At 64.5% G+C, this 25,686-nt stretch carries 20 protein-coding genes and 1 pseudogene; 7 read left to right on the top strand and 14 right to left on the bottom strand.

Annotated elements, in window-relative coordinates:
* Positions 1-77 precede the first annotated feature (77 nt).
* Together FEM01_RS24700 and FEM01_RS24695 are read left to right on the top strand one after the other, a co-directional pair.
* A pseudogene (locus FEM01_RS24700) lies at positions 78-1,199 on the top strand (HAMP domain-containing protein); the annotation flags it as partial.
* Between the two features lie 144 nt (positions 1,200-1,343).
* Complete coding sequence (locus FEM01_RS24695) at positions 1,344-2,057, top strand: methyl-accepting chemotaxis protein (RefSeq protein WP_431188572.1); 714 nt, start codon at positions 1,344-1,346, stop codon at positions 2,055-2,057.
* A 130-nt stretch (positions 2,058-2,187) separates the two neighbouring features.
* Here FEM01_RS24695 and FEM01_RS08345 read toward each other — a convergent pair whose 3' ends face one another.
* Together FEM01_RS08345 and cra are read right to left on the bottom strand one after the other, a co-directional pair.
* Complete coding sequence (locus FEM01_RS08345; protein WP_138218955.1) at positions 2,188-2,964, bottom strand: TatD family hydrolase; 777 nt, start codon at positions 2,962-2,964, stop codon at positions 2,188-2,190.
* A 2-nt stretch (positions 2,965-2,966) separates the two neighbouring features.
* Positions 2,967-3,962: a catabolite repressor/activator gene (cra, locus tag FEM01_RS08340; RefSeq protein WP_138218954.1), complete on the bottom strand. Its 996-nt coding sequence runs from the start codon at positions 3,960-3,962 to the stop codon at positions 2,967-2,969.
* 291 nt (positions 3,963-4,253) lie between these two features.
* On the opposite strand from cra, the gene ptsP reads away from it, so the two are divergent.
* From ptsP to FEM01_RS08325, 3 genes are read left to right on the top strand one after another with little or no spacing between them, the layout of a single operon-like run.
* Complete coding sequence (ptsP, locus tag FEM01_RS08335; RefSeq protein ID WP_138218953.1) at positions 4,254-7,106, top strand: phosphoenolpyruvate--protein phosphotransferase; 2,853 nt, start codon at positions 4,254-4,256, stop codon at positions 7,104-7,106.
* A gap of 1 nt (position 7,107) precedes the next feature.
* Complete coding sequence (pfkB, locus tag FEM01_RS08330; RefSeq protein ID WP_138218952.1) at positions 7,108-8,055, top strand: 1-phosphofructokinase; 948 nt, start codon at positions 7,108-7,110, stop codon at positions 8,053-8,055.
* Positions 8,055-9,782, top strand: coding sequence for a PTS fructose-like transporter subunit IIB (locus FEM01_RS08325; RefSeq protein ID WP_138218951.1), 1,728 nt, complete (start codon positions 8,055-8,057; stop codon positions 9,780-9,782). The genes pfkB and FEM01_RS08325 overlap by 1 nt, the downstream gene beginning before the upstream one ends.
* 547 nt (positions 9,783-10,329) lie before the next feature.
* Here FEM01_RS08325 and FEM01_RS08315 read toward each other — a convergent pair.
* Positions 10,330-10,551 (bottom strand): DUF3820 family protein, encoded by a 222-nt coding sequence (locus FEM01_RS08315; protein WP_138218950.1) that lies wholly within the window; start codon positions 10,549-10,551, stop codon positions 10,330-10,332.
* A gap of 204 nt (positions 10,552-10,755) precedes the next feature.
* Here FEM01_RS08315 and FEM01_RS08310 point away from each other — a divergent pair, with 204 nt between their 5' ends.
* Positions 10,756-11,232, top strand: coding sequence for a ferritin-like domain-containing protein (locus FEM01_RS08310; protein WP_138218949.1), 477 nt, complete (start codon positions 10,756-10,758; stop codon positions 11,230-11,232).
* Here FEM01_RS08310 and FEM01_RS08305 read toward each other — a convergent pair.
* The 7 genes from FEM01_RS08305 to FEM01_RS08275 form a co-directional block, all read right to left on the bottom strand.
* A complete protein-coding gene (locus FEM01_RS08305) occupies positions 11,229-12,731 on the bottom strand; it encodes a sensor domain-containing diguanylate cyclase (RefSeq protein ID WP_138218948.1) in 1,503 nt (500 codons plus the stop codon). The two genes, FEM01_RS08310 and FEM01_RS08305, sit on opposite strands and share 4 nt — an antisense overlap.
* 204 nt (positions 12,732-12,935) lie before the next feature.
* Positions 12,936-14,243 carry an OprD family porin gene (locus FEM01_RS08300; RefSeq protein WP_138218947.1) on the bottom strand — a complete coding sequence of 436 codons (1,308 nt, stop codon included), beginning with the start codon at positions 14,241-14,243 and terminating at the stop codon, positions 12,936-12,938.
* 204 nt (positions 14,244-14,447) lie between these two features.
* A complete protein-coding gene (locus FEM01_RS08295; RefSeq protein ID WP_138218946.1) occupies positions 14,448-14,672 on the bottom strand; it encodes a hypothetical protein in 225 nt (74 codons plus the stop codon).
* Positions 14,673-14,810: 138 nt separating this feature from the next.
* Positions 14,811-16,226, bottom strand: coding sequence for a heavy metal sensor histidine kinase (locus FEM01_RS08290; RefSeq protein ID WP_138218945.1), 1,416 nt, complete (start codon positions 16,224-16,226; stop codon positions 14,811-14,813).
* Between the two features lie 51 nt (positions 16,227-16,277).
* Positions 16,278-16,949, bottom strand: coding sequence for a heavy metal response regulator transcription factor (locus FEM01_RS08285; protein WP_138218944.1), 672 nt, complete (start codon positions 16,947-16,949; stop codon positions 16,278-16,280).
* 9 nt (positions 16,950-16,958) lie between these two features.
* Positions 16,959-20,051 (bottom strand): multidrug efflux RND transporter permease subunit, encoded by a 3,093-nt coding sequence (locus tag FEM01_RS08280; protein ID WP_138218943.1) that lies wholly within the window; start codon positions 20,049-20,051, stop codon positions 16,959-16,961.
* Complete coding sequence (locus FEM01_RS08275) at positions 20,048-21,235, bottom strand: efflux RND transporter periplasmic adaptor subunit (protein ID WP_138218942.1); 1,188 nt, start codon at positions 21,233-21,235, stop codon at positions 20,048-20,050. The genes FEM01_RS08280 and FEM01_RS08275 overlap by 4 nt, the downstream gene beginning before the upstream one ends.
* A 217-nt stretch (positions 21,236-21,452) precedes the next feature.
* On the opposite strand from FEM01_RS08275, the gene FEM01_RS08270 reads away from it, so the two are divergent.
* Positions 21,453-21,791, top strand: a complete 339-nt coding sequence (locus tag FEM01_RS08270) for a type 1 fimbrial protein (RefSeq protein ID WP_138218941.1) — start codon at positions 21,453-21,455, stop codon at positions 21,789-21,791.
* A 12-nt stretch (positions 21,792-21,803) separates the two neighbouring features.
* Here FEM01_RS08270 and FEM01_RS08265 read toward each other — a convergent pair whose 3' ends face one another.
* The 4 genes from FEM01_RS08265 to norR all read right to left on the bottom strand — a co-directional run bounded on the left by FEM01_RS08265 (position 21,804) and on the right by norR (position 25,553).
* Complete coding sequence (locus FEM01_RS08265; RefSeq protein ID WP_138218940.1) at positions 21,804-22,550, bottom strand: YkgJ family cysteine cluster protein; 747 nt, start codon at positions 22,548-22,550, stop codon at positions 21,804-21,806.
* The gene (locus FEM01_RS08260) at positions 22,547-22,858 is read right to left on the bottom strand and encodes a hypothetical protein (protein WP_138218939.1); all 312 of its coding nucleotides are present in this window, start codon (positions 22,856-22,858) and stop codon (positions 22,547-22,549) included. The genes FEM01_RS08265 and FEM01_RS08260 overlap by 4 nt, the downstream gene beginning before the upstream one ends.
* A gap of 88 nt (positions 22,859-22,946) precedes the next feature.
* On the bottom strand, positions 22,947-23,846 hold the full coding sequence (locus FEM01_RS08255; protein WP_138218938.1) for a chemotaxis protein: 900 nt from the start codon (positions 23,844-23,846) through the stop codon (positions 22,947-22,949).
* 156 nt (positions 23,847-24,002) lie between these two features.
* A complete protein-coding gene (gene norR, locus FEM01_RS08250) occupies positions 24,003-25,553 on the bottom strand; it encodes a nitric oxide reductase transcriptional regulator NorR (protein WP_138218937.1) in 1,551 nt (516 codons plus the stop codon).
* Positions 25,554-25,686: the final 133 nt, after the last annotated feature.

Here is a 25,686-nt window from a genome sequence, read left to right as displayed (position 1 = left end):
CTTGTGCTACGCCGCAGAACAACAAGAATTCAAGGAGGTGACCTGTGAAGCGTCTGCTCTATCCGGCCATCGCACTGATGAATCGGCTGAGCTTTGGCATGAAGTTCAGCCTGATCAGTGTCCTGTTCTTCCTGCCCATGGCGATCACCAGCTTCTATCTGGTGCGCGACGCCTACAACCAGTTCCACGCGACCCGAGCCGAGTTGCAGGGCTTGGCTCCGCTGGCTGAAAGCCTGGTGCTGCGCGGCGATCTGGAGAGCCTCGGTAACCTGTTGCAGATCAACGCCGTGCTTGGCCAGTCGGGCCAGGCCGGTGACGTGGAAGCGCGCATCAGCGCGCTGCAGGACAAGGTCCAGGCCCGGTTGGAGGCGCTTGAGGGCGGCGATCCGGCGATCGAGGCCAAGCGCGCGGAACTTGCCCAGGCCTTCGCCAGCGCGCGCGGCGAAACCTCACTGCAGAACAAGGCGGCGCTGTTCGACAAGCTGCTGACCCAGGCCCAACTGTTGAGCAAGCTGATTGCCAGCCAGTCGGGCTTGAATCAGGACAGCCAGGCCTCGGTGCGTCAGTTAGGCGAGGTGCTCGGCACGGCCACCGCGCAAGTGACCCAGGCGCTCGGCGAGGGCCGGGCGATGGGCGCAGTGGCGCTGGGCCGTGGTTTCATGGATTCGGCCGGCAGCGCGCGCTTCGAAGATCTGCTGCAACGCCTGGAGCGGCTGGCGGCCGATTATGCGATCCGCCTCGACGACGCGCTGTCCCTCGATCCAGGCGCCAACAGCGCACTGGCAAGCAGCGCCCAGGCCAGCCGGGCAAGCGTGCGCCAGGCCGCGACCTTGTTCGAAGACCAAGTGGTGGTGGCTGAAACCTTGGATGCGCCGTGGACCGGCTTCTACCAGCAGACCAGCGAGCTGATGGCCCAGACCTACCGGCTCAACGACGCCGTACTGGGCTATGTGCAAGGCCAGTTGGAGGTTCGCCTGGAGCAGCACCGCCTGCGTATGTTTGCCCTGGTGGCGGCATTGGGCATGGTGTTCGCGCTGATCATCTACCTGTACAGCGGTTTCTATGTCTCCACCCGCAAGACCTTGCGCAACCTGGGCAGCGCCATGGACAAGGTGGCTGCCGGCGACATGACGGTGAGCTTTCAGGCCCAGAGCCAGGATGAACTGGGCGAGCTGGGCCGTGGTTTCAGCGAAACCGTGCGGCGTATTCGCGGGCTGATCGAGCAGGTTGGGCAGACCGTGACCACGGTCGAGGAGCAGGCCGGGCAGGTGTTGTCGGTCTCGGCCCGCAGCAACCAGGCGGTCAGTGGTCAGCGCGAGCAGATCGAGCAGGTCGCCACGGCGATGAACCAGATGAGCGCCACCGCCCTGGAGGTGGCCCGCAGCGCTGCGTTGGCCGCAGAAGGTGCCGAGCGGGTCAACCATGAGAGCGCCTCGGGGCGCGACTTGGTCGAAAGCCAGCAGGGCAGCATCGCCCGACTGGCGGGCGAGATCGACCAGAGTGTGGTGGCGGTCAACCAGTTGGCCGACGATAGCTTGGCCATCGGCCGGGTACTGGAGGTGATCCGCAGTATCGCCGAGCAGACCAACCTGCTGGCGCTCAATGCCGCCATCGAGGCGGCGCGGGCGGGCGAACAGGGCAGGGGCTTCGCGGTGGTCGCCGACGAGGTTCGGACCCTGGCCAAGCGCACCCAGGACTCGACCGCCGAAATTGCGCAAATGATCCAGCGTCTGCAAGAGGGCGTGGCGGCGGCGGTACGGGTGATGGGCAGCAGCCACCAGATGGCCGCAGGAACGGTGGAGGAGGCGCATCAGGTACAACAGGCGCTGGGCAATATCCTCGGGGCGGTAGGCGGCATCGTCGAGCAGAACCAGCAGATTGCCGCCGCTGTTGAGCAACAGACGGCGGTGGCGCATGACATCGACCAGAACATCTTGGCGATCAACCGCGCGGCGCAGGACACCACTGACGGCGCCTGCCAGACCGAAGATGCCAGCCGCGCGCTGTCGGCGCAGGTGCTGGAACTCAAACGCATGATTGGAGCATTCAGGGTTTAGTGCCGCGACTTGTGCAGGCGTGCCGGAATACTGGAGCACCGTGAAGCAAACGACGCGGTGGATGGCGACGGCTACGTCGGTGTTCGCGGCTAAAGCCGCTAGCCTAGGTCACTGGCTCGATATAGCCGCGCTACCAACCAAACAGCTCATCGGCATTGCGACTACTGACCTCGGCCAGCTGCTCGACATCGATCCCGATCACCTGTGCCAACGCCTCGGCGATGGCCGGCAGGTGCTCGGGGCTGTTGCGCACACCGGGAAACATCGCAGGCGGCATGTCTGGCGAATCGGTCTCCAGCACCACGCTTTCGAGCGGCAGGCGGGTGATTGTCTTGCGCAGGCGCAGCGCTTGGGGCCAGGTGGCGGCGCCACCGAGCCCGAGTTTGAAGCCCAGCTTGATGTACTCGCGCGCCTCTTCGTAACTGCCGGCGAAGGCATGGATGATGCCTGCGCGCACAGGTTTGTAGCGTTTGAGCGTGGCGATCACCTGGGCGTGGCTGCGGCGCACATGCAGCAGCGCAGGGAGGGCGAAATCACAGGCTATCTGTAGCTGCGCCTCGAACAGCGACTGCTGGCGAGTCGGGTCGAGTGCCGGCAGGTAGTAATCCAGGCCAAACTCGCCCACCGCGCACAAGCGCGGGTCGCCGTGCAGGCGCCCGAGCCACTGGCGCAGGGTGTCCAGGTGTTCGGGGCGGTGCTGCTCCAGGTAGACCGGGTGCAGGCCCAACGCTGCACGCACGCAGGTCTCGCTGCAGGCCAGGTCCCAGACCCGCTGGAAATTGTCCTGATGCACGCCCAGCACAACCATGCGCTCGACACCGCGCGTTGCGGCATTGGCCAAAAGCTTCGAGCGGTCGGCGTCGAAGTCGGCAAAGTCCAGGTGGGTGTGGGTGTCGATCAGGCGCATGCTCAGACGGTCGGGATTCGCTGCTTGAAGGTACGGGCGATGGCGTGCACGCCGGGCGCGTAGCGTTTGTCTTCGATAGCGGCCACTGCCAGTTCCAGCGCGGTGGCCGCGATCAGGCCGTGCTGTTGCGCCATCGCGTTGACCGGCAGCGGCAGGAAGTCCAGCAATTGATTGTCGCCAAAGGTGCCCAGTTGCAAGTGCCGTGAGCCTGCCGGACGCGCTTGCAGGGCATCGAACACCCCTTGCAACAGCACGTAGGAGGTCGTCACCAGCGCGTCAGGCAGGCCGCCGTGCTCATCGATCAGCTGCTGCATCAGGCGCTGGCCGCATGCGCGGCTGAACGCCTCGCCTTGGTAACGACGCACTTGGCCGGCATAGCTTTGCAGCGCCTGCTCGAACCCCTCGGCGCGGGCTTGGCTTACCGACAGTTCGGGGCGTGCGCCGAGCAGGGCGATGCTCTGTGGGCGGTTGGCCAGCAGGCTGCCCGCCAGCTGGCGGCTGGCGTCGCGGTCGTCGCTGATAACCGAGCAGAAGTGTGCCGGGTCCAGGCTCCGGTCGATGGCGATTACCGGCACGCCTTTGTCCTGAAGGGCGCGGTAGCTGTCGTCTTGCGGCGGCAAGCAACTGGCCACGAACAGTGCGTCGCAGCGGCGGGCGCGGAACAACTGCTGCAACTGATGTTCGCTGTCGGGCTGGTCATCGCTACTGGCGATCAGCAACTGATAGCCGCGCGCGCGCGCGCCCTGTTCGAGCTGCTTGGCGATGCGTGCGTAACTGGGGTTTTCCAGGTCCGGCAGAATGAACCCCAGGGTGCGTGTGTGCCGACTGCGCAGGCCGGCGGCCTGTGGGTTGGGCGTGAAGCCGTGGGCCTCGACCACTGCGCGCACGCGCTCGACCGTACCGTTGCTGATGCGCTGCTGTTCCGCCTTGCCGTTGATGACGTAGCTGGCCGTGGTCACTGACACTCCGGCCAGACGGGCGATATCGCTGAGTTTCACCGAATTTTCCTTGTTATTTCCGGGGCTGGCTGCTTGCCTGACGGGATAGTTTCACTCATAGGCAGGCTTGCGCGCAGGCGACCATTGTCGCAATTGTCCGACAGGATGGGGCTTTTTCGCCGGCAGATTATCGAGTAACGTGGCCGCTTAGTCAGATTAAACGTTTCAGCCAGGCGAATTTTCCTGCCCCGAAAGCATACTTCGCCCAGGTGCCGAAGGCTTGTCTACCTTCGTCATCGAATTTCACAACAATACCTCGGCCGCCAGCACGGCGCCGCAAAGGAGAAGGTCATGCTCGAGCTTGCCGTGGAGCAGATTGCCATGGGCCAGAAGGCCGCCGATAAAAACCAGGCGCTGCACTTGCTGGCTTCGCACCTGGTAGCCGACGGTCTGGTTGCCGAGGGCTATCTCGATGGCCTGCGCGCCCGTGAGGCGCAAGGTTCGACGTTCCTCGGCCAGGGTATCGCCATTCCCCACGGCACCCCGCAGACCCGCGAGCTGGTGTTCAGCACCGGCGTGCGCCTGATGCAGTTTCCCGAAGGGGTGGACTGGGGCGACGGACAGATCGTCTACCTGGCCATTGCCATCGCCGCGCGCTCCGACGAGCACCTGCGCCTGTTGCAATTGCTCACCCGCGCCTTGGGCGAAACCGACCTGGCCGAGGCCCTGCGCCGCGCCAGCTCCGCCGAGGCGCTGCTCAAGTTGTTGCAGGGGGCGCCGCAGGCGCTGGCACTGGATGCGCAACTGGTGGGCTTGAACCTGCCCGCCGAAGATTTCGACGAATTGGCCTGGCGCGGTGCGCGCTTGCTGCAACGTGCCGGGTGCGTTGATGCGGGTTTCGCCGCCGTGCTGCAACAGGCCGAACCACTGCCACTGGGCGAAGGCTTGTGGTGGCTGCACAGCGAGCGCCAGGTGCGCCAGCCAGGTCTGGCCTTCATCACCCCGCAGCAGCCTTTGCGCTATCGCGACCAGCCGCTCAATGGCCTGTTCTGCCTGGCCAGCCTTGGCGCTGCGCACCAGGCGCTGCTTGAGCGCCTGTGCGAAGTGCTGATCGAAGGGCGCGGCCAGATGCTCTATCAGGCCACCAGCAGCCGCGCCGTGCTCGAAGTGCTGGGCGGCGAAGTCCCTGCCGACTGGCCCAGCACGCAGGTGATGTTGGCCAACCCGCATGGTTTGCATGCGCGCCCGGCTAAGGAACTGGCGCAGTTGGCCAAGGGCTTCGACGGTGAGATTCGCCTGCGCGTGCTCGAGAGTGCCGAACCTGCGGTGTCGGCCAAGAGCCTGAGTCAATTGCTGAGCCTGGGCGCCCGGCGTGGTCAGACCCTCGAACTGATCGCCGAGCCTGCGATTGCAGCCGACGCGTTGCCTGCGTTGCGGGCGGCCATCGAACAAGGCTTGGGTGAAGACGTGGAACCGTTGCCGCACGCCGCACCTGTGGAGGCTCAAGCCCCAGCGCCGGTGCTGGCGGCGCCTGCCGCTGGTAGCAGCCTGCAAGGGGTGGCGGCTGCGCCGGGCATCGCCAGCGGCCCGGCGCATGTGTGTGTGGAGCGCGAGATCGACTATCCGCTGCGGGGTGAGTCGCCTGCCCAGGAGCGCCAGAAACTGCGTGCGGCCCTTGAGGCGGTACACGCTGACCTCGACGCCCTGATCAAGCGCAGCGACAAAGCCATCGGCGAGATTTTCCTCACCCACCAGGAAATGCTCGGCGACCCGGCATTGACTGACGACGTGGAGTCGCGCCTGGCTCAAGGGGAGAGCGCCGCCGCCGCCTGGATGGCAGTGGTTGACGCTGCCGCGCGCCGCCAGGAGGCCCTGCAGGACACCCTGCTGGCCGAGCGCGCAGCCGACCTGCGCGACATTGGCCGGCGCGTGCTGGCGCAACTGTGTGGCGTGCAGCAAAGCGCCGAACCCGAGCAACCCTACGTACTGGTGATGGCCGAAGTCGGGCCGTCCGATGTCGCGCGCCTGGATCCCGCGCGCGTCGCTGGCATCGTCACCGCCCACGGCGGAGCCACCGCGCACAGCGCCATTGTCGCCCGCGCCCTTGGCATTCCAGCGGTGGTCGGTGCTGGCGAGTCGATCCTGCTGCTGGCCAGTGGCACGGCGCTGCTGCTCGATGGCCAGCGTGGCCGGGTGACCATCGCGCCGCCTGCCGACGAGCTGCAACGCGCGCTGGCCGAGCGTGATGCCCGTGAGCAGCGCTTGCAGGCCGCCTGGGCCAAGCGTCATGAACCGGCGCAGACGCGTGACGGCCATGCTGTGGAGGTGTTCGCCAACATCGGTGACAGCAGTAGCCTCGACAAGGTGGTGGAGCAGGGCGCCGAGGGCGTTGGCTTGCTGCGTACCGAGCTTATTTTCATGGCGCATTCCCAGGCGCCGGATGTCGCCACCCAGGAGGCTGAATACCGCCGCGTGCTCGATGGCCTGGCCGGTCGCCCTCTGGTGGTACGGACCCTCGATGTGGGCGGTGACAAGCCGCTGCCGTACTGGCCGATCGCGGCGGAAGAAAACCCGTTCCTCGGTGTGCGTGGCGTACGCCTGACCTTGCAGCGTCCGCAGATCATGGAAGACCAGTTGCGCGCCTTGCTGCGCGCCGCCGATGACCGGCCGCTGCGGATCATGTTCCCGATGGTCGGGCAGGTCCATGAGTGGCGGGCGGCCAAGGCCATGGTTGAGCGCCTGCGTATCGAGATCCCAGTGCGCGACCTGCAAGTCGGGATCATGGTCGAGGTGCCGTCGGCCGCGTTGTTGGCCGGGCAGCTCGCGCGCGAGGTGGATTTCTTCAGCATCGGCACCAACGACCTGACTCAGTACACCCTGGCCATCGACCGTGGCCATCCGAGCCTGTCGGCCCAGGCTGATGGCCTGCACCCGGCCGTGCTGCAACTGATCGACATGACCGTGCGCGCCGCGCATGCCCAGGGCAAGTGGGTCGGCGTGTGCGGCGAGCTTGCCGCTGACCCACAGGCCGTGGCACTGCTGCTGGGGCTGGAGGTGGACGAACTGAGCGTGTCGGCCCGCAGCATCCCTGAAGTCAAGGCCCTGGTGCGCCAGGCTGACCTTTCGACGGCCCGCGCCCTGGCGCGCGAGGCCCTGCAACAAGACAGCGCCGAAGCGGTTCGGGCGTTGGTGGAGCGTTACTGAAATGGCCAAGATCCTCACCCTTACTCTCAACCCGGCGCTGGACCTGACCGTCAGCCTCGACCAACTGCGCCCAGGCGCGGTCAATCGTAGCCAGGACCAGCACACTCATGCGGCTGGCAAGGGGCTGAACGTCGCCCAGGTATTGGCTGACCTTGGCCATCGCGTCAGCGTCGGCGGCTTTCTCGGTCAGGACAACCTGCAACCGTTCGAGCACCTGATCCAGTGGCGCGGTTTTGCGGATGCGTTCGTGCGTGTGCCGGGCGAGACGCGCAGCAACATCAAGCTGGTCGAGGCCGATGGCCGGGTCACCGATATCAATGGCCTGGGGCCACAGGTGGATGAGGCGGCGCGCAGCGCGCTGCTGCATCGCCTGGAACAGTTTGCGCCGGGGCATGACGCGGTGGTGGTGGCTGGCAGCTTGCCGCGTGGCGTCAGTCCGCAGTGGCTGCGCGAATTGCTCGAACGCCTCAAGGCGCTTGGCCTGAAGGTGGCCTTGGACAGCAGCGGCGAAGCCCTGCGTGCGGGTTTGCAGGCCGCGCCCTGGCTGGTCAAGCCCAACACCGAAGAACTTGGAGAGGTGCTCGGGGTGGCGGTCGAATCCGTGGCAGAGCAACGTGCAGCTGCCGAGCGCCTGCTGGCCAGCGGGGTCGAACATGTGGTGGTGTCCCAAGGCGAGCAGGGCGTGCGTTGGTTCGCTAAAGGCGTGGCGCTGCATGCGCAGCCACCGCAGGTACGCATCGCCAGCACCGTCGGTGCGGGTGACTCGCTGGTAGCGGGCATGCTGCATGGCCTGCTGCTGAGCGAAGCGCCCACGGCGACGCTACGCCGCGCCACTGCCATCGCGGCCCAGGCGGTCACGCAAGTGGGCTTTGGCATACGCGACCACGCGCAACTGGCGCAACTGGAAGCTGGCGTGCAACTAACAGAACAACAACAAGAGGGCCGCTGATGAACATTGCCATTGTCACCGCCTGCCCCAACGGCCAGGTTTCCAGCGTGCTCAGCGCGCGTTTGCTGGCGGCGGCTGCACAGCGCCGGGGCTGGAGCACCAGTGTCGAGGTGCAGGACACCGAGCATCCCGAGCGCCGCCTGAGTGCAGCGCAGATCGCCGAGGCCGACTGGGTGCTGGTGGTCAGCACAGGTCCAGTCGATCTGGCCCGTTTCGCGGGTAAACGCCTGTACCAGAGCTCGCCCGCCCAAGCCTTGGCCGACCGCGAGGGTTTTCTCGACGAAGCCGCCGCCAATGCCCAGGTACTGGCCGAGACAGCACCGCTTGCCGTGCCGGGGGCTGCGGCCAAGATTGTCGCGGTCACAGCCTGCCCTACGGGCGTCGCCCACACGTTCATGGCCGCCGAAGCGTTGCAGCAAGCCGCGACGGCCCTGGGCTACCAGCTCACGGTAGAGACTCAGGGCTCGGTGGGGGCACGTAATCCATTGTCGGCCGAGGCCATTGCTGAGGCCGACGTGGTGCTATTGGCCGCCGATATCGAAGTGCCTACCGCGCGCTTTGCGGGTAAGCGTATCTACCGCTGCGGTACTGGCATCGCCCTCAAGCAGGCCCGTGCCACGCTGGACAAGGCCCTGCTCGAAGGCAAGCTGGAAAGTGCCGCCGAGGCCACCGGCGCTGCGCCCAAGGCCGAAAAGAGCGGGGTCTACAAGCACCTGTTGACCGGTGTGTCGTTCATGCTGCCGATGGTGGTGGCCGGTGGACTGCTGATTGCCCTGTCGTTCGTGTTTGGCATCGAAGCCTACAAAGAGGCTGGCAGTTTGCCGGCTGCGCTGATGCAGATCGGTGGCGAGGCGGCCTTCAAACTGATGGTACCGCTGCTGGCCGGCTACATCGCCTGGTCGATCGCCGATCGCCCAGGCCTCGCTCCAGGGATGATCGGCGGTTTGCTTGCCAGTACCTTGGGTGCGGGTTTCATTGGTGGCATCGTCGCGGGCTTTCTGGCCGGCTACAGCGCCAAGGCCATTGCCCGCTGGGTGCGCCTGCCCAGCAGTCTTGATGCGCTCAAGCCGATCCTGATCATCCCACTGGTGGCCAGCCTGTTCACGGGGTTGGTGATGATCTACGTGGTCGGCCAGCCGGTGGCGGCGATGCTGGTGGGGCTGACCCATTTCCTCGACAGCATGGGCACCACCAACGCCATTCTGCTTGGGCTGTTGCTCGGCGGGATGATGTGCGTCGATCTGGGCGGACCGATCAACAAGGCGGCGTATGCGTTCTCGGTAGGGCTGTTGGCGTCGTCGAGCTATGCGCCAATGGCCGCCACGATGGCCGCCGGCATGGTGCCGCCGATTGGCTTGGGCATCGCCACCTTGCTCGCCCGGCGCAAGTTCGCACAGAGCGAGCGCGAGGCCGGCAAGGCGGCGTTGGCGCTGGGCTTGTGCTTCATCTCCGAAGGCGCGATTCCATTTGCTGCCAAGGACCCGCTACGGGTGATTCCGGCGAGTATCGCCGGTGGCGCCCTGACCGGGGCGCTATCGATGTATTTCGGCTGCAAACTCATGGCCCCGCATGGCGGACTGTTCGTGCTGCTGATCCCCAACGCGATCAACCATGCGTTGCTGTACTTGCTGGCGATCCTCGCCGGTAGCCTGGTGACGGCGGTGGTGTACGCGGTCATCAAGAAGGGCGAGCAGTTTGAGTTGGCAGTGACGCCGGTGAAGGGCTGACCCGCCAAGCAGCAAACCCTGTAGGAGATTACCCAGCCCTTTGGGCTGCGTTGTCGCGTAGAAAACTGATTTCGCAAGCGCGCCGCGTACCCTGTGGGAGCGGCGGTTCGGCGCCCCGACTTGCCCGCGAAGCAGGCGACTCGGTGTATGGCACCGGCTTCGCCGGTGTTCGCGGGTACACCCGCTCCCACAGGTCCCCGCTAAATCAACAAGTTATGTGCAGTTCTATAGGAGATCACCCAGCCCTTTGGGCTGCGCTGTCGCGCAGAGAACTGATTTCGCAAGCGCGCTGCGTACCCTGTGGGAGCGGGTTTACCCGCGAAACAGGCGACTCGGTGTATGGCACCGGCTTCGCCGGTGTTCGCGGGCAAGCCCGCTCCCACAGATTCCTTCTCAATCAACAAGTTATGTGTAGTTCTATGAGAGCGGCCTTGCGCCGCGAACGGGCTGCGCAGCAGCCCCGGGATCTGAGCTTCATGCGCGATTGCCGGGGCTGCTTTGCAGCCCTTTCGCGGCGCGAGGCCGCTCCTACAGAAGGCCTACGCGTTCAACTGCGACCCTTGCCGCGCAACGGCTTGAGCAGATCCCCCAGTCCGTTGTGGTCGATCTCGTGCATCAATGCCAGCAAGCCGCCCAGCTCGCCAGGCGGAAACCCCTTGCGCGCGAACCAGGCCAGGTAATCGCCGGGCAGGTCGGCGATCAGCCGGCCTTGGTACTTGCCAAATGGCATGCTGCGGGTGACCAGCAGTTGCAGGGACTCAGGTTTCATCGTGGGCTTGGCCTGTCGCAAGTGATGCGCCGACCATACTGCAATCTGCACGAAGGCCCAAGCGGCGATCATGCAGAACGCAGGCTAGGCAGGGCTGGTTATTGTTTTTAACTTATTGATTTATAAGGTTTATTTTTTATCGTCAAGCTTGGCACGGAGGATGCTCCAGTACTGTTGACTTCCATCTGCCAAGGAGTTTTACCCATGAGCAATCCCAACAAAGACGTGATCGATGTTCTCAACGACCTGATCGAGTACAGCAAGGACGGCGAGAAGGGTTTCAAGTCGTCTGCCGACGACGTGAAGAACCCTGAGCTCAAGGCGTTCTTCGTGCAACGCGCCGGTGAATGCGCCAACGCTGCCGGCGAGTTGCAGAGCGAAGTACGTCGCCTGGGTGGCGACCCGGAAACCAGCACCAGCATCAGCGGCGACCTGCACCGTGGTTGGGTCAACCTCAAGTCGTTGGTCACCGGCAAGGATGAAGAAGCGGTGCTCAATGAGGTGGAGCGCGGTGAAGACCACGCGCTGAAGGCCTACAAGGAAGGGCGTGAGAAGCTGGTGAAGCTGGGCCGTAGCGCCAGCGACCCGACCTACCAACTTGTCGAGAAGCAGCTGCAGGGCGTGCAGCGCAACCATGACCAGGTCAAGGCGCTGCGTAACGCTGCTCGCGCGCGTTCTTAATCCGCAGGCCCCTCGACCCGGTTGCGGCCCTTGGCCTTAGCCCGGTAGAGCGCTTCGTCCGCGGCACCCAGCAGACCAGTGAGGTCTTGCTGGGTGCCGGGTACGTGCAGGCCGATCCCCACGCTGACGGTAACCGAGCGCTCATCACCGTGGAACGGCGGCATGCTCTCGACGCTCGACCGGATGCGCTCGGCCAGCAGCAGGGCACCAGCCAGCTCGGTTTCCGGTAGCACCACCTGAAATTCCTCGCCGCCATAGCGCGCCGCCAAGTCCGCCGGACGACGGATACAGCGCTCGATCGTCTTGGCCACCTCGCGCAGTACATGGTCGCCACCGGCATGCCCATGGCGCTGGTTGAACGCTTTGAAGTGATCCACATCCACCATCAGTACCGACAGCGGCTTGCGGTTGCGCTGGGCGCGACTCCATTCCAGGCGCAGGGCTTGATCGAGCCGACGCCGGTTGGCCAGCCCAGTGAGGCTGTCGGTGGCTGCCAGGGTCGCCAGGCCTTGTTCGGCGTCGTGGCGTCGGCGCAGCTCACGGCCCAGTAGCACGGTCAGCCACAGAATGCCCAGGCACAGTACCCCAGTGGCCACGCTCACCAGCAGCGCGGTGCGTCGCCAAGGCTTGTACACCTCGTCGGCCGAATGGACCACCAGCACGATCAGCGGCAGGTCCGCCACCCGCGCGAAGGTGTAGATGCGTTGGGTGCCATACAGGGCCGAACGGGCTGAGAAGCTGCCGGCGTGTTCGCCCAGGATGCGCTTGAAGTTGGGGTAGTCGGCGAAGTTGGTCCCGATCAGCGGGTCTTGCGGGCGGGTTGGCTGGCGCGCCAGCAATTGGCCGTCGGTATTGAGCAGGTTGATACTGCTGTCGTCGCCGATGTCCAGGCGCTGGAACAGCTGGTTGAAGTACGACAGCCGTAAGGCGCCGGCGGCCAGGCCCATGAACTCGCCGTTATGCCCGGAAATGCGTCGGCTGAAGCTGATGCACCAGTCCAGGTTCCCCAGGCGCGCCTTGAACGGCGGGCTGATCAGCAGGCCCAGCCCTGGACTGTCGCGATGGGCCTGGAAGGGCGCGGTGTCGGCGAAGTTGGCTTGGCGTGGCACTGCGCTGGTGGAGTCGCCCACCACATCACCCTTGGCGTCGAGCCAGAGGATGTCACCGCGTATGGGGGTGGAAAAGGCCTGGTTGAACAGAATCTGCTGGCGCAGCTTGGGGGCGACCTGCAGTAGCTCAGGGTGCTGCACGGCCCAGATCACGGCTTTGAGCGACTGATCGTAGAGTTCGACGTTGCGCAGGATGTCGCTTTCGATCAACTGAACGATATTGCGCGAGGCACGAATGGCTGATTGCTCGACGCTGTCCCGTTCGCGTGCCAGCAGGTAGCCGACGATAGCGACGATGGCGAGCACAGCCAGGCAACTGCCCAGGTTTAGGACCCGTTCAGGGTGTGACTTGTACAGGGCGGTGCTTGGTAATCGGATCAGTGACGTCATGCTCGCTACTGCATAAGCCCCCTGGATCTTGGGGGTGGGCCATTACGCGGCGGCGGTATTCTAGGGAACGTCGGATTGTCGAACAAGAAATATGCGTTTCCGTCTGGCGGAAAGGTGCACGGGGCGCGCCCGCAGCGTCGTGGTCAATGGCACCAACGTTGGGTTCGGACGTGCCCCGCAAGGCCTCTGGCTCGCGGCTTCAGGTTAGAAGACGTTCAACGGGTAATCCACGATCACGCGGATTTCGTCGTTGTCGTCGACCTCCGAGTAGCCTTGGCCGGCGCGATGAGTGGCGTAGCGCACCAGCACCGACAGGTCTTTCAGATCGCCTTGCTGGAACACGTATTTCACGTCCAGGTCACGCTCCCAGTGCTTGGCGTTCTTGCCTTCGGGGTTGTAGTACGCGTAGTGGCTGAGATCTTGTGTGGCCTTGGTCAGGTCGGCTTCACCGCGCGAGTACGAGACCGAGCTGGTCAGCCCTGGCACGCCGAGGCCGGCGAAGTCGTAGTCGTATTGCAGCTTCCACGAACGCTCGTTGGGTGCGTTGAAGTCCGAGTACATGCGCGAGTTGTCCAGGTAGATGCTGTCACCCAGGTTGATGTAGTCGAACGGCGTGTTGCCGTTGACCCGCTGGTAGGCGGCGGTGACGCTGTGATGACCTGCGGCCACGGTGAAGTGCACGCTGTAGGTGTTGTTGTCGATCTTGCCGAGCAGCGACTGGCCGGTGTCCTGGGTGTGATAGAAGTGCACGCCAGGGTTGAGGCTGATCAGGTCGTTGACCACGTAGGTGTAGTCGAAATCGGCGTAGTACTGGTTCCAGATGTCCTTCAGCTCGGCGGCATACAGGTTGGCGGTGACGTTCTCGGTCCCGCTCCACGACGCGCCGGCCCAGTTCAGGTGCTTGCTCTTCTCGCCCTGCAGGTCGCCGTAGTAGGTGTCGATGCGGCGATGGCCGCTCTGGTTGTAAGGCTTGGTGAAGCTGACCTGGCCACCTTCGAGCATCAGCCCGTCGATGCTGGTGTTGCTCAGGGCGAAGCCGCGGAAGGTCTGCGGCAGCATGCGCGTCTCGCCACCGGCGATTACCGGGTTGGTGAGGAACAGGTCACCGGCCTTGAGTTCGGTATCGAAGCCCTTGAGCTTGATGGCGCCGCCAGCGGTGGAGAACGCGTGGCGCGACTTGTCGCCCGGCTCGCTGGGCAGGATCGAGGTGCCCGCATGGCCGTCGCCGCCGTCGAGCTTCAGGCCGAGCATGGCGTGGGCGTCAAGGCCCAAACCGATCACCCCGGGCGTGTAGCCGGACTCGAAGCGCGCCACGGCGCCCTGGCCCCACTCGCGCTTGTCACGCACGTCAGTGTTGCGCTCGTTGCGATTGAAGTAGGCATTACGAAAATGCAGGTTGAGGGTCGAACCTTCGATGAAGCCATCAGCCTTGTCTTCATCGGCCTGGGCGGCGTAAGGCATCGTTGCAGCCAATGCAACGAACAACGGGGTAAAACGGAACGCGTAAGGCACCGGGACAAGCTCCTTTGGTCTGGCGGTGGGGCAGTTTTTATTGTCGGGATTGCAAGTTTCTTATAGTGAGACGTAACAACCTGGCTGATATTTCCTGCACATAAAAAAGCCGCTGATTAGCAGCGGCTTTGAAAGGCTAACATATCAACATGGGCGGTGCCCATGGCGTAGCCAAGGGAAAACTGGAAACGCCGGAGCAGTCGATCAGCTGTCGGCATTATCGCCTGCTTGAACTTTTGAAGCTGTCTGCTGTGCGTCTTTCACGGCGCCGGAGTGCTGCGCGGCGAAGGCTTCGCGAGCCTCTTGATGCACTTCGGTAAGTGCTGCATTACGGGCCACGAAAGCCTGGGATTCTTCGGCCATGGCCAGGGGCGACAACAACAGGGACGACAGGACGAATACGCTGGCAAAACCCATACTGTTGGACATTTGATACAACCTTCTTGCGGGGCAAGTGCTAATGGAGACAGGGCTAAAGTTAGTCCTCCAAGGGCGTGGGAAACAGAGGCTGTTTGGATAAGCACTGTTGCGAAAAAAGTAACTATCCCAAGGAAGTTCCTTGAGTTTTTACCGCAAACCTGCGTCGTTGACGCTCGGCAGGCGGATGCCGAAGGTGTTTGCACCACCCTGGCTGCGCACGAACACCGTGCCGCCGTGCATCAGCGCGATGGCCTTGACGATCGCCAGGCCTAGGCCGTGGTTGTTGCCGCTGCTGTTGGCGCGAGCTGCATCGACCCGGTAGAACCGCTCGAACAGCAACGGCAGGTGCTCGTCGGCGATGCCAGGCCCGGGGTTGGTCACGGCAATGCTCACCTGCTGCTCGTCAGCCTGAATGTGCACCTGGATCACGGCATTGGGCGCGGTGTGCTGCACGGCGTTGTTCAACAGGTTGATCAGAGCCCGGCGCAGTTGCGCCTTTTCGATCTGCGCCTGGGCATCGCCGCTGACACGGACCTGCACTTGCGCGTCTTCCAGGATGTAATCGAGGTAATCGAGGGTGGTGGCGACCTCTTCGGCCAGCGACGCGCGGGTCAGGGCCGTGGCCTTGCTGCCCTGGTCAGCGCTGGCCAGGAACAGCATGTCGTTGATGATGCTGCGCAGGCGCTCCAGCTCCTCCAGGTTCGATTGCAACACTTCGAAGTAGTGTTCGGCGCTGCGCCCACGGGTCAGGGCCACCTGGGTCTGGCCGATCAGGTTGGTCAGGGGCGAGCGCAGCTCGTGGGCCACGTCGGCGTTGAACGCCTCCAACTGCGAATAGGCTTGGTTGACCCGTGCCAGGGTCGCGTTGAAGGCGTCGGCGAACTGCGCCAACTCCGGTGCCAGGTGCTGAGTTTGCAAGCGCCCCTCCAGGCGCGGCAGGGCCAGTTGCTGGGCTTCGTCCGACAGCGCCTGCAAGGGTTTGAGGCCGATCCGTGCGACCCAGTAGCCCAACAGCGAGGCCAGCAGCACCCCCAGCGCAGCCAGCCCGACGATGGCCACCAGCAGGCTGTGCTGGGCCTGCCAGAACGATTCGGTGTCGATGCCGATCAGAAAGCGCAGCGGCGGGCGCTCGCCCAGCGCCGGCAGCTCGCTGACCAGCACCTTGTAAGGGTAGGGGCGATCAGGTAAGCGCAGGTCGCGCATGCCCGGCGGGCCCTCGGCAAAGGCCCGTACCAGCTCGCTGGGGTGGCCGTAGTCGTAGGTCGGGTCGCTGCCCACCGCCCAGAAGCGGATGCGCCGGTCTTCCTCGCTGAGCAGGTTGAGCTTGGTGCGGATCTTGGCCCAGTGCTCGGGGGTGCCATAGCGGTTGAGTGCCGATTCCAGCACGCTGAAGCGTGCGTCCAGCTCGGCCTGGGGCAGCAAATCCAGGCTGCGGTCCACCTGGCGATACAGGGCGCTGCCGATCAGCACAAACACCCCCAGCGCCACCAGCGCGAACAGCAGCGACAGGCGCAAGGCGATGGAGTTACCGGTTTTGCCGCGCCAAGGGTGTTTTACGCTCATCGAATCCCAATCCCATCCAGGCCAGCACACACCCGCTGTGACGCACCTTTGCTAGGCGCGGTTTTCCAGGACATAGCCCATGCCTCGGATGGTGTGCAGCAGCTTGTTGTCGAACGGCCCGTCGAGCTTGGCGCGCAGGCGTTTGATGGCGACCTCCACGACATTGGCGTCACTGTCGAAATTGATGTCCCACACCAACTCGGCAATCGCGGTCTTGGACAGGATTTCGCCCTGGCGGCGAGCCAGTACGCTGAGCAGCGAGAACTCCTTGGCCGTCAGTTCCAGGCGCTGGCCGGCGCGGGTGGCCTTGCGCGCCATCAGGTCGATCCACAAATCGCCGATCTGCACCTGCAAGGGTTCGTGGCTGGCGCTGCGGCGGGTCAAGGCTTGCAGGCGGGCGACCAGTTCGAGGAACGAGAACGGCTTGCCCAGGTAGTCGTCGGCGCCTTCGCGCAGGCCGTGGATACGGTCCTCGACCCGCTCGCGGGCGGTGAGCATGATCACCGGGGTCTGCTTGCGCGCGCGCAAGGCGCGCAGCACACCGTAGCCATCCAGGCCCGGCAGCATCACATCCAGCACGATCACCGCGTAGTCGCCTTCCAGTGCCAGGTGCAAACCGTCGATGCCGTCGCGCGCGAGGTCGACGGTGAAGCCTTGCTCGGTCAGACCCCGATGCAGGTAATCGGCGGTTTTTTCTTCGTCTTCGATGATCAGCACACGCATGGTCTTGTCTCAGCTGGCGGTCGGCGCGGCCGTGGCGGCGGCGTGGCGGCGATGGAACAGGCGCTCCAGGGCCAAGTATATGACCGGGGTGGTGAACAGCGTCAGCGCCTGGCTGACCAGTAGCCCGCCAACCACCGCGATACCCAACGGCTGGCGCAACTCGGCACCGGTGCCGAAGCCGAACATCAGCGGCACTGCGCCCAGCAACGCTGCCAGGGTGGTCATGATGATCGGCCGCAAACGTACCAGGCAGGCCTGGCGGATCGCTTGCTCGGGCGTCATTGCCTGATTGCGCTGGGCTTCGAGGGCGAAGTCGATCAACAGAATGCCGTTTTTCTTGACGATGCCGATCAGCAGTACCACGCCGATCAGCCCCATGATGGTGAAGCCTTGGCCGCTGGCCCACAGCAAGATGATCGCGCCCAAGCCTGCCGACGGCAGGGTCGAGATGATGGTCAGCGGGTGTACGAAGCTTTCGTAAAGCACGCCGAGGATGATGTACACCGCCACCAGTGCGGCGAGGATCAGGTACGGTTGGCTCGACAGCGAGCTTTGGAAGGCCTGCGCGGCCCCCTGGAAGTTGCCACTGATCGCGTCAGGCATGCCCATTTCGCGCTGGGTGCGTTCTATGATTTGCACGGCATCGCCCAGGGCCACGCCAGGGGCCAGGTTGAACGACAGGTTGGCGGCCGGGAACAGCCCATCGTGGCTGATCGACAGCGGCCCGGTGCTGGGCGCGGCGACGTGGGCCAGCGCCGACAACGGCACCATTTCGCCCGACAGCGGCGAGCGCAGGTAGAAGTAGTTGAGGCTCTCGGCCTTGCCACGCTGGCGCGCGTCCAGTTCGAGGATCACCTTGTACTGGTTGGTCTCGGTCTGGAACTCGCTGATCTGACGTTGCCCGAATGCGTCGTATAGCGCCTGGTCGACGTCGGTGGTGGTCAGGCCGAAGCGTGCCGCAGCCTGGCGGTCAATGTCGATCCGCGTGACGCTGGCGCCCAGTTGCAAGTCGTTGGACAGGTCGCGCAACGCCGGGACCTGGCGCAGGCGCTCGGTCAGGCGCTGGGTCCACATGTTCAGCGCCACGCCGTCGTTGCTCTTGAGCACGTATTGATACTGAGTGCGCGAGGGCCCGGAGCTGAGGTTGATGTCCTGGCCGGCCCGCATGTACAGGACGATACCCGGCACCTGCGCGAGTTTAGGGCGCATGCGGTCGATCCATTGGCTGGCCGACACATCGCGCTCGCCACGTGGCTTGAGCGAGATCCAGAAGCGGCCGTTGGCGATGGTCTGGTTACTGCCGGTGACCCCCACTGAATGCGAGAAGGCACGCACTGCCGGGTCGGCACCGACGATCTTTGCCAGGGCCAGGTGTTTCTCGATCATCGAACTGTACGAAACGTCTGCGGCGGCTTCGGTGGTGCCGAGGATGAAGCCTGTGTCCTGGAGTGGGAAGAAGCCCTTGGGGATCGCGATGTAGCCCGCCACCGCCAGCGCCAGCGTCACGCCGAACACACCGAGGGTGGTGCGCTGGTGCGCCAGGGCTTTGTCCAGGCCCTTTTCGTACCCGCGCAGCAGGCGCTGGCCGAAACCATCGTGCGGCTCCTGGGGCGGCTTGCGCATGAACAGCGCGCACAGGGTTGGTGCCAGGGTCAGCGATACCACCACCGAGATGAGAATGGTCGCCGTGGCGGTCAGGGCGAACTCCTTGAACAGCCGGCCGACCACGCCGCCCATGAACAGCAGCGGAATGAACGCGGCAATCAGCGAGACGCTGATCGAGACCACGGTGAAGCCGATCTCGCCAGCGCCTTTGAGCGCGGCGGTACGGCTGTCGTCGCCGGCTTCCAGGTGGCGGTGGATGTTTTCCACCACGACGATGGCATCGTCCACCACAAAGCCCACGGCGATGACGATGGCCACCAGTGTGAGGTTGTTGAGGCTGAAGCCGAACACGTACATCAGGGCGCAACTGGCGATCAGCGTCACGCCGAGCACGCTGGACACCACCAGGGTCGCCGACCACTGGCGCAGGAACAGCGCCATTACCCCGATCACCAGCGCCACGGCGATCATCAAGGTCAGCTCTACCTCGTGCAGCGAGGCGCGGATAGTTTGGGTACGGTCCTGCAGCACCGACACCTCGACCGAGGCTGGCAGCATCTGTTGAAGGCGTGGCAGTGCGTCGAGTACCCGGTCCACGGTGTCGACGATGTTCGCCCCGGGCTGGCGGAAGATCACCAGGTTCAGCCCCGGCTGGTCGCCCGACCAGGCTTTGACGTAGGCGTTCTCGGCACCGTCGATCACCTTGGCCACATCCGACAGGTGTACCGGTGCGCCGTTGCGGTAGCTGACGATCAGCTTGGCGTAGTCCTCGGGATGGAACAGCTGGTCGTTGGCGGCGAGGGTCGAGACGCTGTGCTCGCCGTACAGCGCGCCCTTGGCCAGGTTCAGGCTGGTCTGCTGGATGGCCTGGCGGATGTCGGCCAAGGTGAGGCTGATGGCGGCGAGCTTTTCAGGTTGGGCTTGCACGCGAATGGCCGGGCGCAGTTGCCCGGTGATGTTGATCAGGCCGACCCCTTCGATCTGACTGAGCTGGCGTGCCAGCAGGGTTTCGGCATAGTCGCTCAGTGCGTTGGTGGGCATCTGCGCGGAACTGACAGTGAGGATGAGCACCGGGCTGTCGGCCGGGTTGACCTTGCGCCAGGTCGGCGGGCTGGGCATGTCCTGCGGCAGGCGCGCGGTGGCGGTGTTGATTGCCGCCTGGACTTCCTGGGCGGCGGTATCGATGTTCTTGTCGAGGGTGAACTGCAACGTCAGGTTGGTCGAGCCCAGAGCGCTGCTGCTGGTCATCTGGGTCATGCCGGGGATGGCGCTGAACTGCACCTCCAGCGGTGTGGCCACCGAAGAGGCCATGGTCTCGGGGCTGGCACCGGGCAACTGGGCGGTGACCTGGATGGTCGGAAAGTCGGCCTCTGGCAGCGGTGCCACCGGCAGGCGCGGGAAGGCGATGGCGCCTAGCAGTACCAGGGCGAAGGTCAGCAGTACGGTGGCGATGGGGTGGTCGATGCACCAGGCCGATATGCCGTTGCGGGTATTCATGGCTGGGGCTCCAGGTGGTCACTGGCCACACTACCCTCGGCCAAACGCTGTGCGGGCCTGCATGCGGCCTCATCGCTTGGGGCCACCCGGCTGCCCGGTTTGAGTCGCGATTGTCCGTCGAGCACCAGGCAATCGCCTGCCTTGACCCCCGCGACGATGTTCAGCGTGCTGTCCTGATACAGCACTTTCACCGGCACGCTGGTGACCTTGTCGCCGTCCAGGCGGTAGACGAAGTGGCCGTCGATACTGCGCTGCACCACCGGCGGCGGCACCACCAGGGCGTGCTCATCCACGGCGGTGCGCAGGCGCACGGTGACCAGTTGGCCAGGCCACAGGTGGCCGTCCTGGTTGTCGAATTCGGCCTTGACCCGCACCGTGCCGGTGGTGGCCGATACCTGGTTGTCGATCAGCGCTAGGTGCCCCGTGCCCAGCAGACTGCGCTCGCCGTCGGCGTCCATGTAAGCCTCGACCTGGGCCGGGGTACTGGCCTTTAGCAGGTTTTGCAGGGTCGGTAACTGCTGCTGTGGCAGTGAGAACTCCACCGCGATCGGGTCGATCTGGGTGACGCTGAACAGGCTCTGGGTATCGCTGGTGCGCACCAGGTTGCCCGGGTCGACGTTGCGAATACCCACGCGGCCGCTGACCGGCGAGCGGATCTGCGTGTAGCTCAACTGCACGCTGGCGTTGTCGATGGCCGCCTGGTCGCCTTTGAGCGTTGCCTGCAACTGATTGACCAGCGCCTGCTGCTGGTCGAGGGTCTGTTTCGACACGCTGTCGTCGCTGCTCAGCAGCTTGTAGCGCTTGAGGTTGACGTTGGCCACTTGCTGTTGCGCCTGTGTCTGGCCGAGTTGTGCGCGGGCCTGGTCAAGGCTGGCGCGGATCGCCCGGTCATCGAGGGTGGCCAGCAAGTCGCCCTGTTTCACCCATTGCCCTTCCTTCACCAGGACTTGCGTGAGCACGCCTTCGACCTGCGGTCGCACTTCGACGCTGTGCAGCGACAGTACCGAGCCGATAGCGCCCAGGTAGCGCGGCACGTCTTGCTGGGCCACCGCCACCACGCGTACCGGAATGCCCGCGCTGGCCGTGCTCGGGGCCGCAGGTTTGTCCAGTAGCCAACCCGCTACGGCGAAGAGGGCGGCAGCGGCCAGGATGATCGGCAAGTAACGCATCGGGCGTGCGGTCATGGGATGTTCGCGGTGGCGTGGGGATAGGTTTCTTATAGCGTGTCATGGGGGTCGGCAGCGTGACAGCAAGCTGTCATGGCTGTCAGTTAGGCATTGATGCGGCTTTTTCTGATCTTGAATGGGAAAACGACGACGCCATGTGGCGCAGTTTCGCCATTTGGCTAACGCCTGATGCGCGGCATGCTGAGGGTGTACCCACCGAGGCAAGGCGCACACCATGAAAAAGCTCATGTTCACCCTCTGGCTTGTGGTCATCACGTTTTCGGGTGTTGTCCTGCACACGATGGCCCAAGGCGTGATCGAGTTCCGCGGCCGCATTGTCGAGCCTACCTGCGCGCTACAGGTCGGCGACGCTAGCCTTACGCGGCGCAGTCCGCCAGCGCAGGGCCGCTTGATTAGCGTCGACGGGGTCACGCTGCGGTTAAGCTACGATCTCAGTGACCCCGCATGTGGCAAGGCCGCTGCCTTGAACATGCAGGTCATTGCGCTCACCGATGGCGCCCAGGCGCGGGCGATGCAGCCGACCGGGGTCACGTTGCTGGTGAGTATCCCCTAGTGGCGTTCGCGCTCAAAACCCGATAAAGGCGTAGTACACCGGTGCTTCGGCGGTGGTCTGCACACCATGCAGGTGCAGGCTGGCAGCCAGGGCCTCGTCAGTCATGTGTACTTGCCACTGCGATTGCGTGGCGTTATCCACAGGCTGCGTCTGCGTCTCCAGCGCCGAAAGCAGGGCGCCCATGTCGGGTAGCCAGGCGGTAAAGCCGTTGCCCTTGAGCGCACTGGTGGTCATCCCCAGTGCCTGGCAGATGGCGACCTTGCTGGCGATATCTTCACGGTCGGCCCGGCGTGAGGCCTCGATCAGCGCGATGAGCCCTGCATCCTGCAACTGCCCACCGAGGATCAGCGCCGGCCCCTGCTGCCAGGCTTCGCTTGGGCAGTCCTTGTTTTCTGGGCGCAGCGGCAGGTGCGGGTTGATCTCGGCTGGATAGATACGGCATACCAGTGGCCGCTGCGCATAGATCGTGCAGCGGTCGTCGTCGTCAAGGTTGCGGCAGCGACCAGGGTTGAACGCGGCGAAGGTCACCGACACCTGTAGTTCGCCGTCGCCGCAGCGCACGGGGTGGGAGCGGCGTAGCACATGCTCGCGTTGCTCCAGCGGCATCCCGGGGCCATCGCTGATAAAGCCTTCGATGAGCACCACCACTTGCCCGCCGGACGCCGCCCAGCGGTGGGTTTCAGCAAGGGTGAGGGGAACATGGTGGCCGGTGCAGCATCGGCCACAGCCGGTGCAACTGAAATGGATGCTGTGGTTCACGGCTTGCCTGCATTCCACTCGGTAACGAAGGCCTGCTGGCGCTGGTGGTCGTACAGGCACAGTTCGGTGCCGGTGCGCTTGTTCATGTGCTTCTGCCGGTAGACGCCTTCGATCAGCAAGGCGCTATAGCCAACCCGGTCATCGAACTCGGCGGGCTTGCCCAGGGCATGCGCATTGTTGAACTGGCTGGCCTTCAGGCAGGCCTTGAGCATGTGCTGGCGCTGGTCGTTCCAGGCTTGCGGGCTGGAGGCGAGGGCTGCGCCGCTGAACAGCGCGCAAGCCATCAGCCAGGAGCTGAGAAGTTTCATGAGCGGCACCGCCGTCGAACATCCAAGGGGTGCGAATTATGCCCGAACGCTCCCCGGCATCAAGCCAGGGAGTTTGTCGCTGAATATATCAGCGTTCGGCGAACACCACGGCCCTGGCGGCAACCACCAGGCAATCGGTCAGCTCTGGCGAGGAGAACTTGGTCAGGATGGCGTTGGCACCGGCCTCCTTGGCCTTGTCGCCACTCATGGCGCTGTCCAGCGAAGTGTGCAGGAGGATGTACAGGTGCTGGAAATCCGGGGTTTCGCGCAGGGTACGAGTGAAGGCAAAGCCGTCCATTTCGGACATTTCGATGTCCGAGACAATGATGTTGATCTCCTTGTCGGTGCCTTGCAGCTCCAGCAGCACGTTGATCGCATCCTTGGCGCTGCGCGCGGTGTGGCATTCCAGGCCCAGGTTGCGCAGGGTATGCACCGATTGCTGCAGGGCCACCTGGCTGTCATCGACCACCAGGATGTTGGCTGCCGCGAGCAGGCTTGCGTCTTCTTCGTTCACCTCGCCTGGATGCGGTTCGTGATGGGGCGGAGCGATGCCGTGGATCACCTTCTCGATGTCCAGCACCTGCACCAAGGTATTGTCGACCCGGGTCACGCCGGTGATGAACGAGCGGTTGCCGGAACCGAACGGTGGCGGCTTGATATCGGTGCTCAGGCAATGGACGATGCGGCTGACCGCCTGCACATGCAGACCCTGGCGCGAGCGGCTGATCTCGGTGACGATCAGGCAGCCGCCGTCCGGGTCGGCCAGCGGCATTTCGCCGATGGCGCGTGACAGGTCGATCACCGACAGCGAATTGCCGCGCAGGGTGGCGACGCCTTTGACGTGCGGGTGGGCTTCGGGCAGCTTGGTCAGTGGCGGGCAGGGAATGATCTCGCTGACCTTGAGCAAGTTGATTGCCATCAGCTTGCCGCTGCGCAGGGTGAAGAGCAGCAGGGACAACGAGTCCGCGCGGGCTTTTTGCGTGGCCATGGGGGACCTTCGTTACCGAAAAAGGGAGTATGCCGGGTTATCGGCCTGTGCGGCCGGTGCTTTAGATGAGTTTGTAACCCAGCGTAACGGGGGGACGTCGGCGCCGCACCTGCAACGTACGTGTCTGCTGTCGGGGCCGCGCTAGGCGAGCGCCGTTCAGCGTAGCCCCAGGCGCTTGGCCAGCCGGTTCAGGTTGGCGCGATCCAGCCCCAGCTCGCGCGCCGCTGCGGCCCAATTGTCGCCATGGCGTTGCAGGCAGGCTTGGACTACCTGGCGCTGATAAGCATCCAACGCCTCGCGCAGGCCGCCTGTTGGCAATGTGGCGGCGGTTGAGGGCGGCGCGGTGGGCGCCGATACAGGGGAGGGCGTACTGCGCAGGTCCAGGTCTGCCGCTTCCAGGGTCAGAATTTTTGGGCGCTGCGCCTGTTGTCCCAGCGCCTTGAGTGCCGAGCGCCCGATCAGGTGTTCCAGTTCGCGCACGTTGCCCGGCCAGTCGTAGGCCTGCAAGGCGTGCTGCGCTTCGGCGGATAACCGCAGGCTTCCCAGCCCCAGGCGCGAGCGGTTCTGTTCCAGGAAATAGCCGGCCAGCAACAGCACGTCACGACCACGCTCGCGCAGTGGCGGGACCCGCAATGGGTAGACGCTGAGGCGGTGATAGAAGTCGGCGCGAAAGCGGCCGCTGCGCACTTCTTCGGCCAGGTCGCGGTTGGTGGCGGCGATCAGGCGCACGTCTACCCGGTGTTCGCGATCCGAGCCCAAGCGTTGCAGCTGGCCGCTTTGCAGCACCCGTAACAGCTTGGCCTGGACCGGTAGGGGTAGCTCGCCGACTTCGTCGAGGAACAACGTGCCGCCGTTGGCCAGTTCGAACTTGCCGCGACGTTCGCCGTGGGCGCCGGTGAACGCGCCGCGCACATGGCCGAACAGCTCGCTCTCCACCAGGGTGTCGGGCAGGGCGGCGCAGTTCAGGCTGATCAGCGGTTTGTCGGCACGTTGACTGGCGCGGTGCAGGGCCTGGGCCACCAGCTCCTTGCCAACGCCGGTCTCGCCGGTAATCAGCACGGTCAGGTCGCTGCCAGCGACCAGACGCAGCTCTTCGACCACATGCTTGTGTGCCTTGCTTTGACCGATCAGTTCGCGGTCCTGGCCGCTGGCCTGGCGGTAGACCTCCGCGCGCTGTTGCGCGTCTTCGACGCGAAGGGCCAGGTGCTCGATGCGCTCGGCCACGGTCACGGTGGCCGCTGCCAGGCTGGCGAAAGCCTGGAGCGCGTCCAGCTCCAGACGTTGGAACTGTCCGGGGCTGAGGGCGTCGAGGGTCAACAGGCCCCAGGGCCGCTCGTCGACCATCAGCGGGCAGCCCATGCAGTCGTGTACTTCAAGGTCCACATGCGCTGCGCTGACCAAGCCGTCATACGGATCTGGCAGCGGACTGTCACTGGCAAAACGCGTGGGCTCGGGGCGGCTTAGCAAAATCTGGAAACGCGGATGCTCGCTGATCCGAAAACGCCTGCCCAGGGTGTCCGCTGACAGTCCGTCTACCGCCAGTGGCACCAGCCACTCGCCGTCCAGGCGCAGCAGCGCGGCGGCGTCGCATGGCAGCAAGCCACGCATGGCTTGCAGTAGCCGGCGATAGCGCTCCTGGTCGGGCAGGTCGCGGGACAAGTCGCTGACCAGTGGCAGAAGGGCGGTGAGCAGGGGCTTTGCAGTCATAATGACTCCTATTGGTCTTAATGACTATACCTGTAGCCTTGTCATTTTGACACCTTGTCGCTCAAGGCCCCGAATTCATTGGTGTTTTGACTTGGCACGATTGCTGAAATACCTCAGGCAACCATTCGAAGCC

Origin of the sequence: Pseudomonas mosselii (assembly GCF_005796105.1) — a bacterium.
GTDB lineage: Bacteria > Pseudomonadota > Gammaproteobacteria > Pseudomonadales > Pseudomonadaceae > Aquipseudomonas > Aquipseudomonas mosselii_C.
The sequence above is the reverse complement of the archived record's forward strand: the minus strand, read 5'-3'. Positions and strand labels throughout refer to the sequence as shown.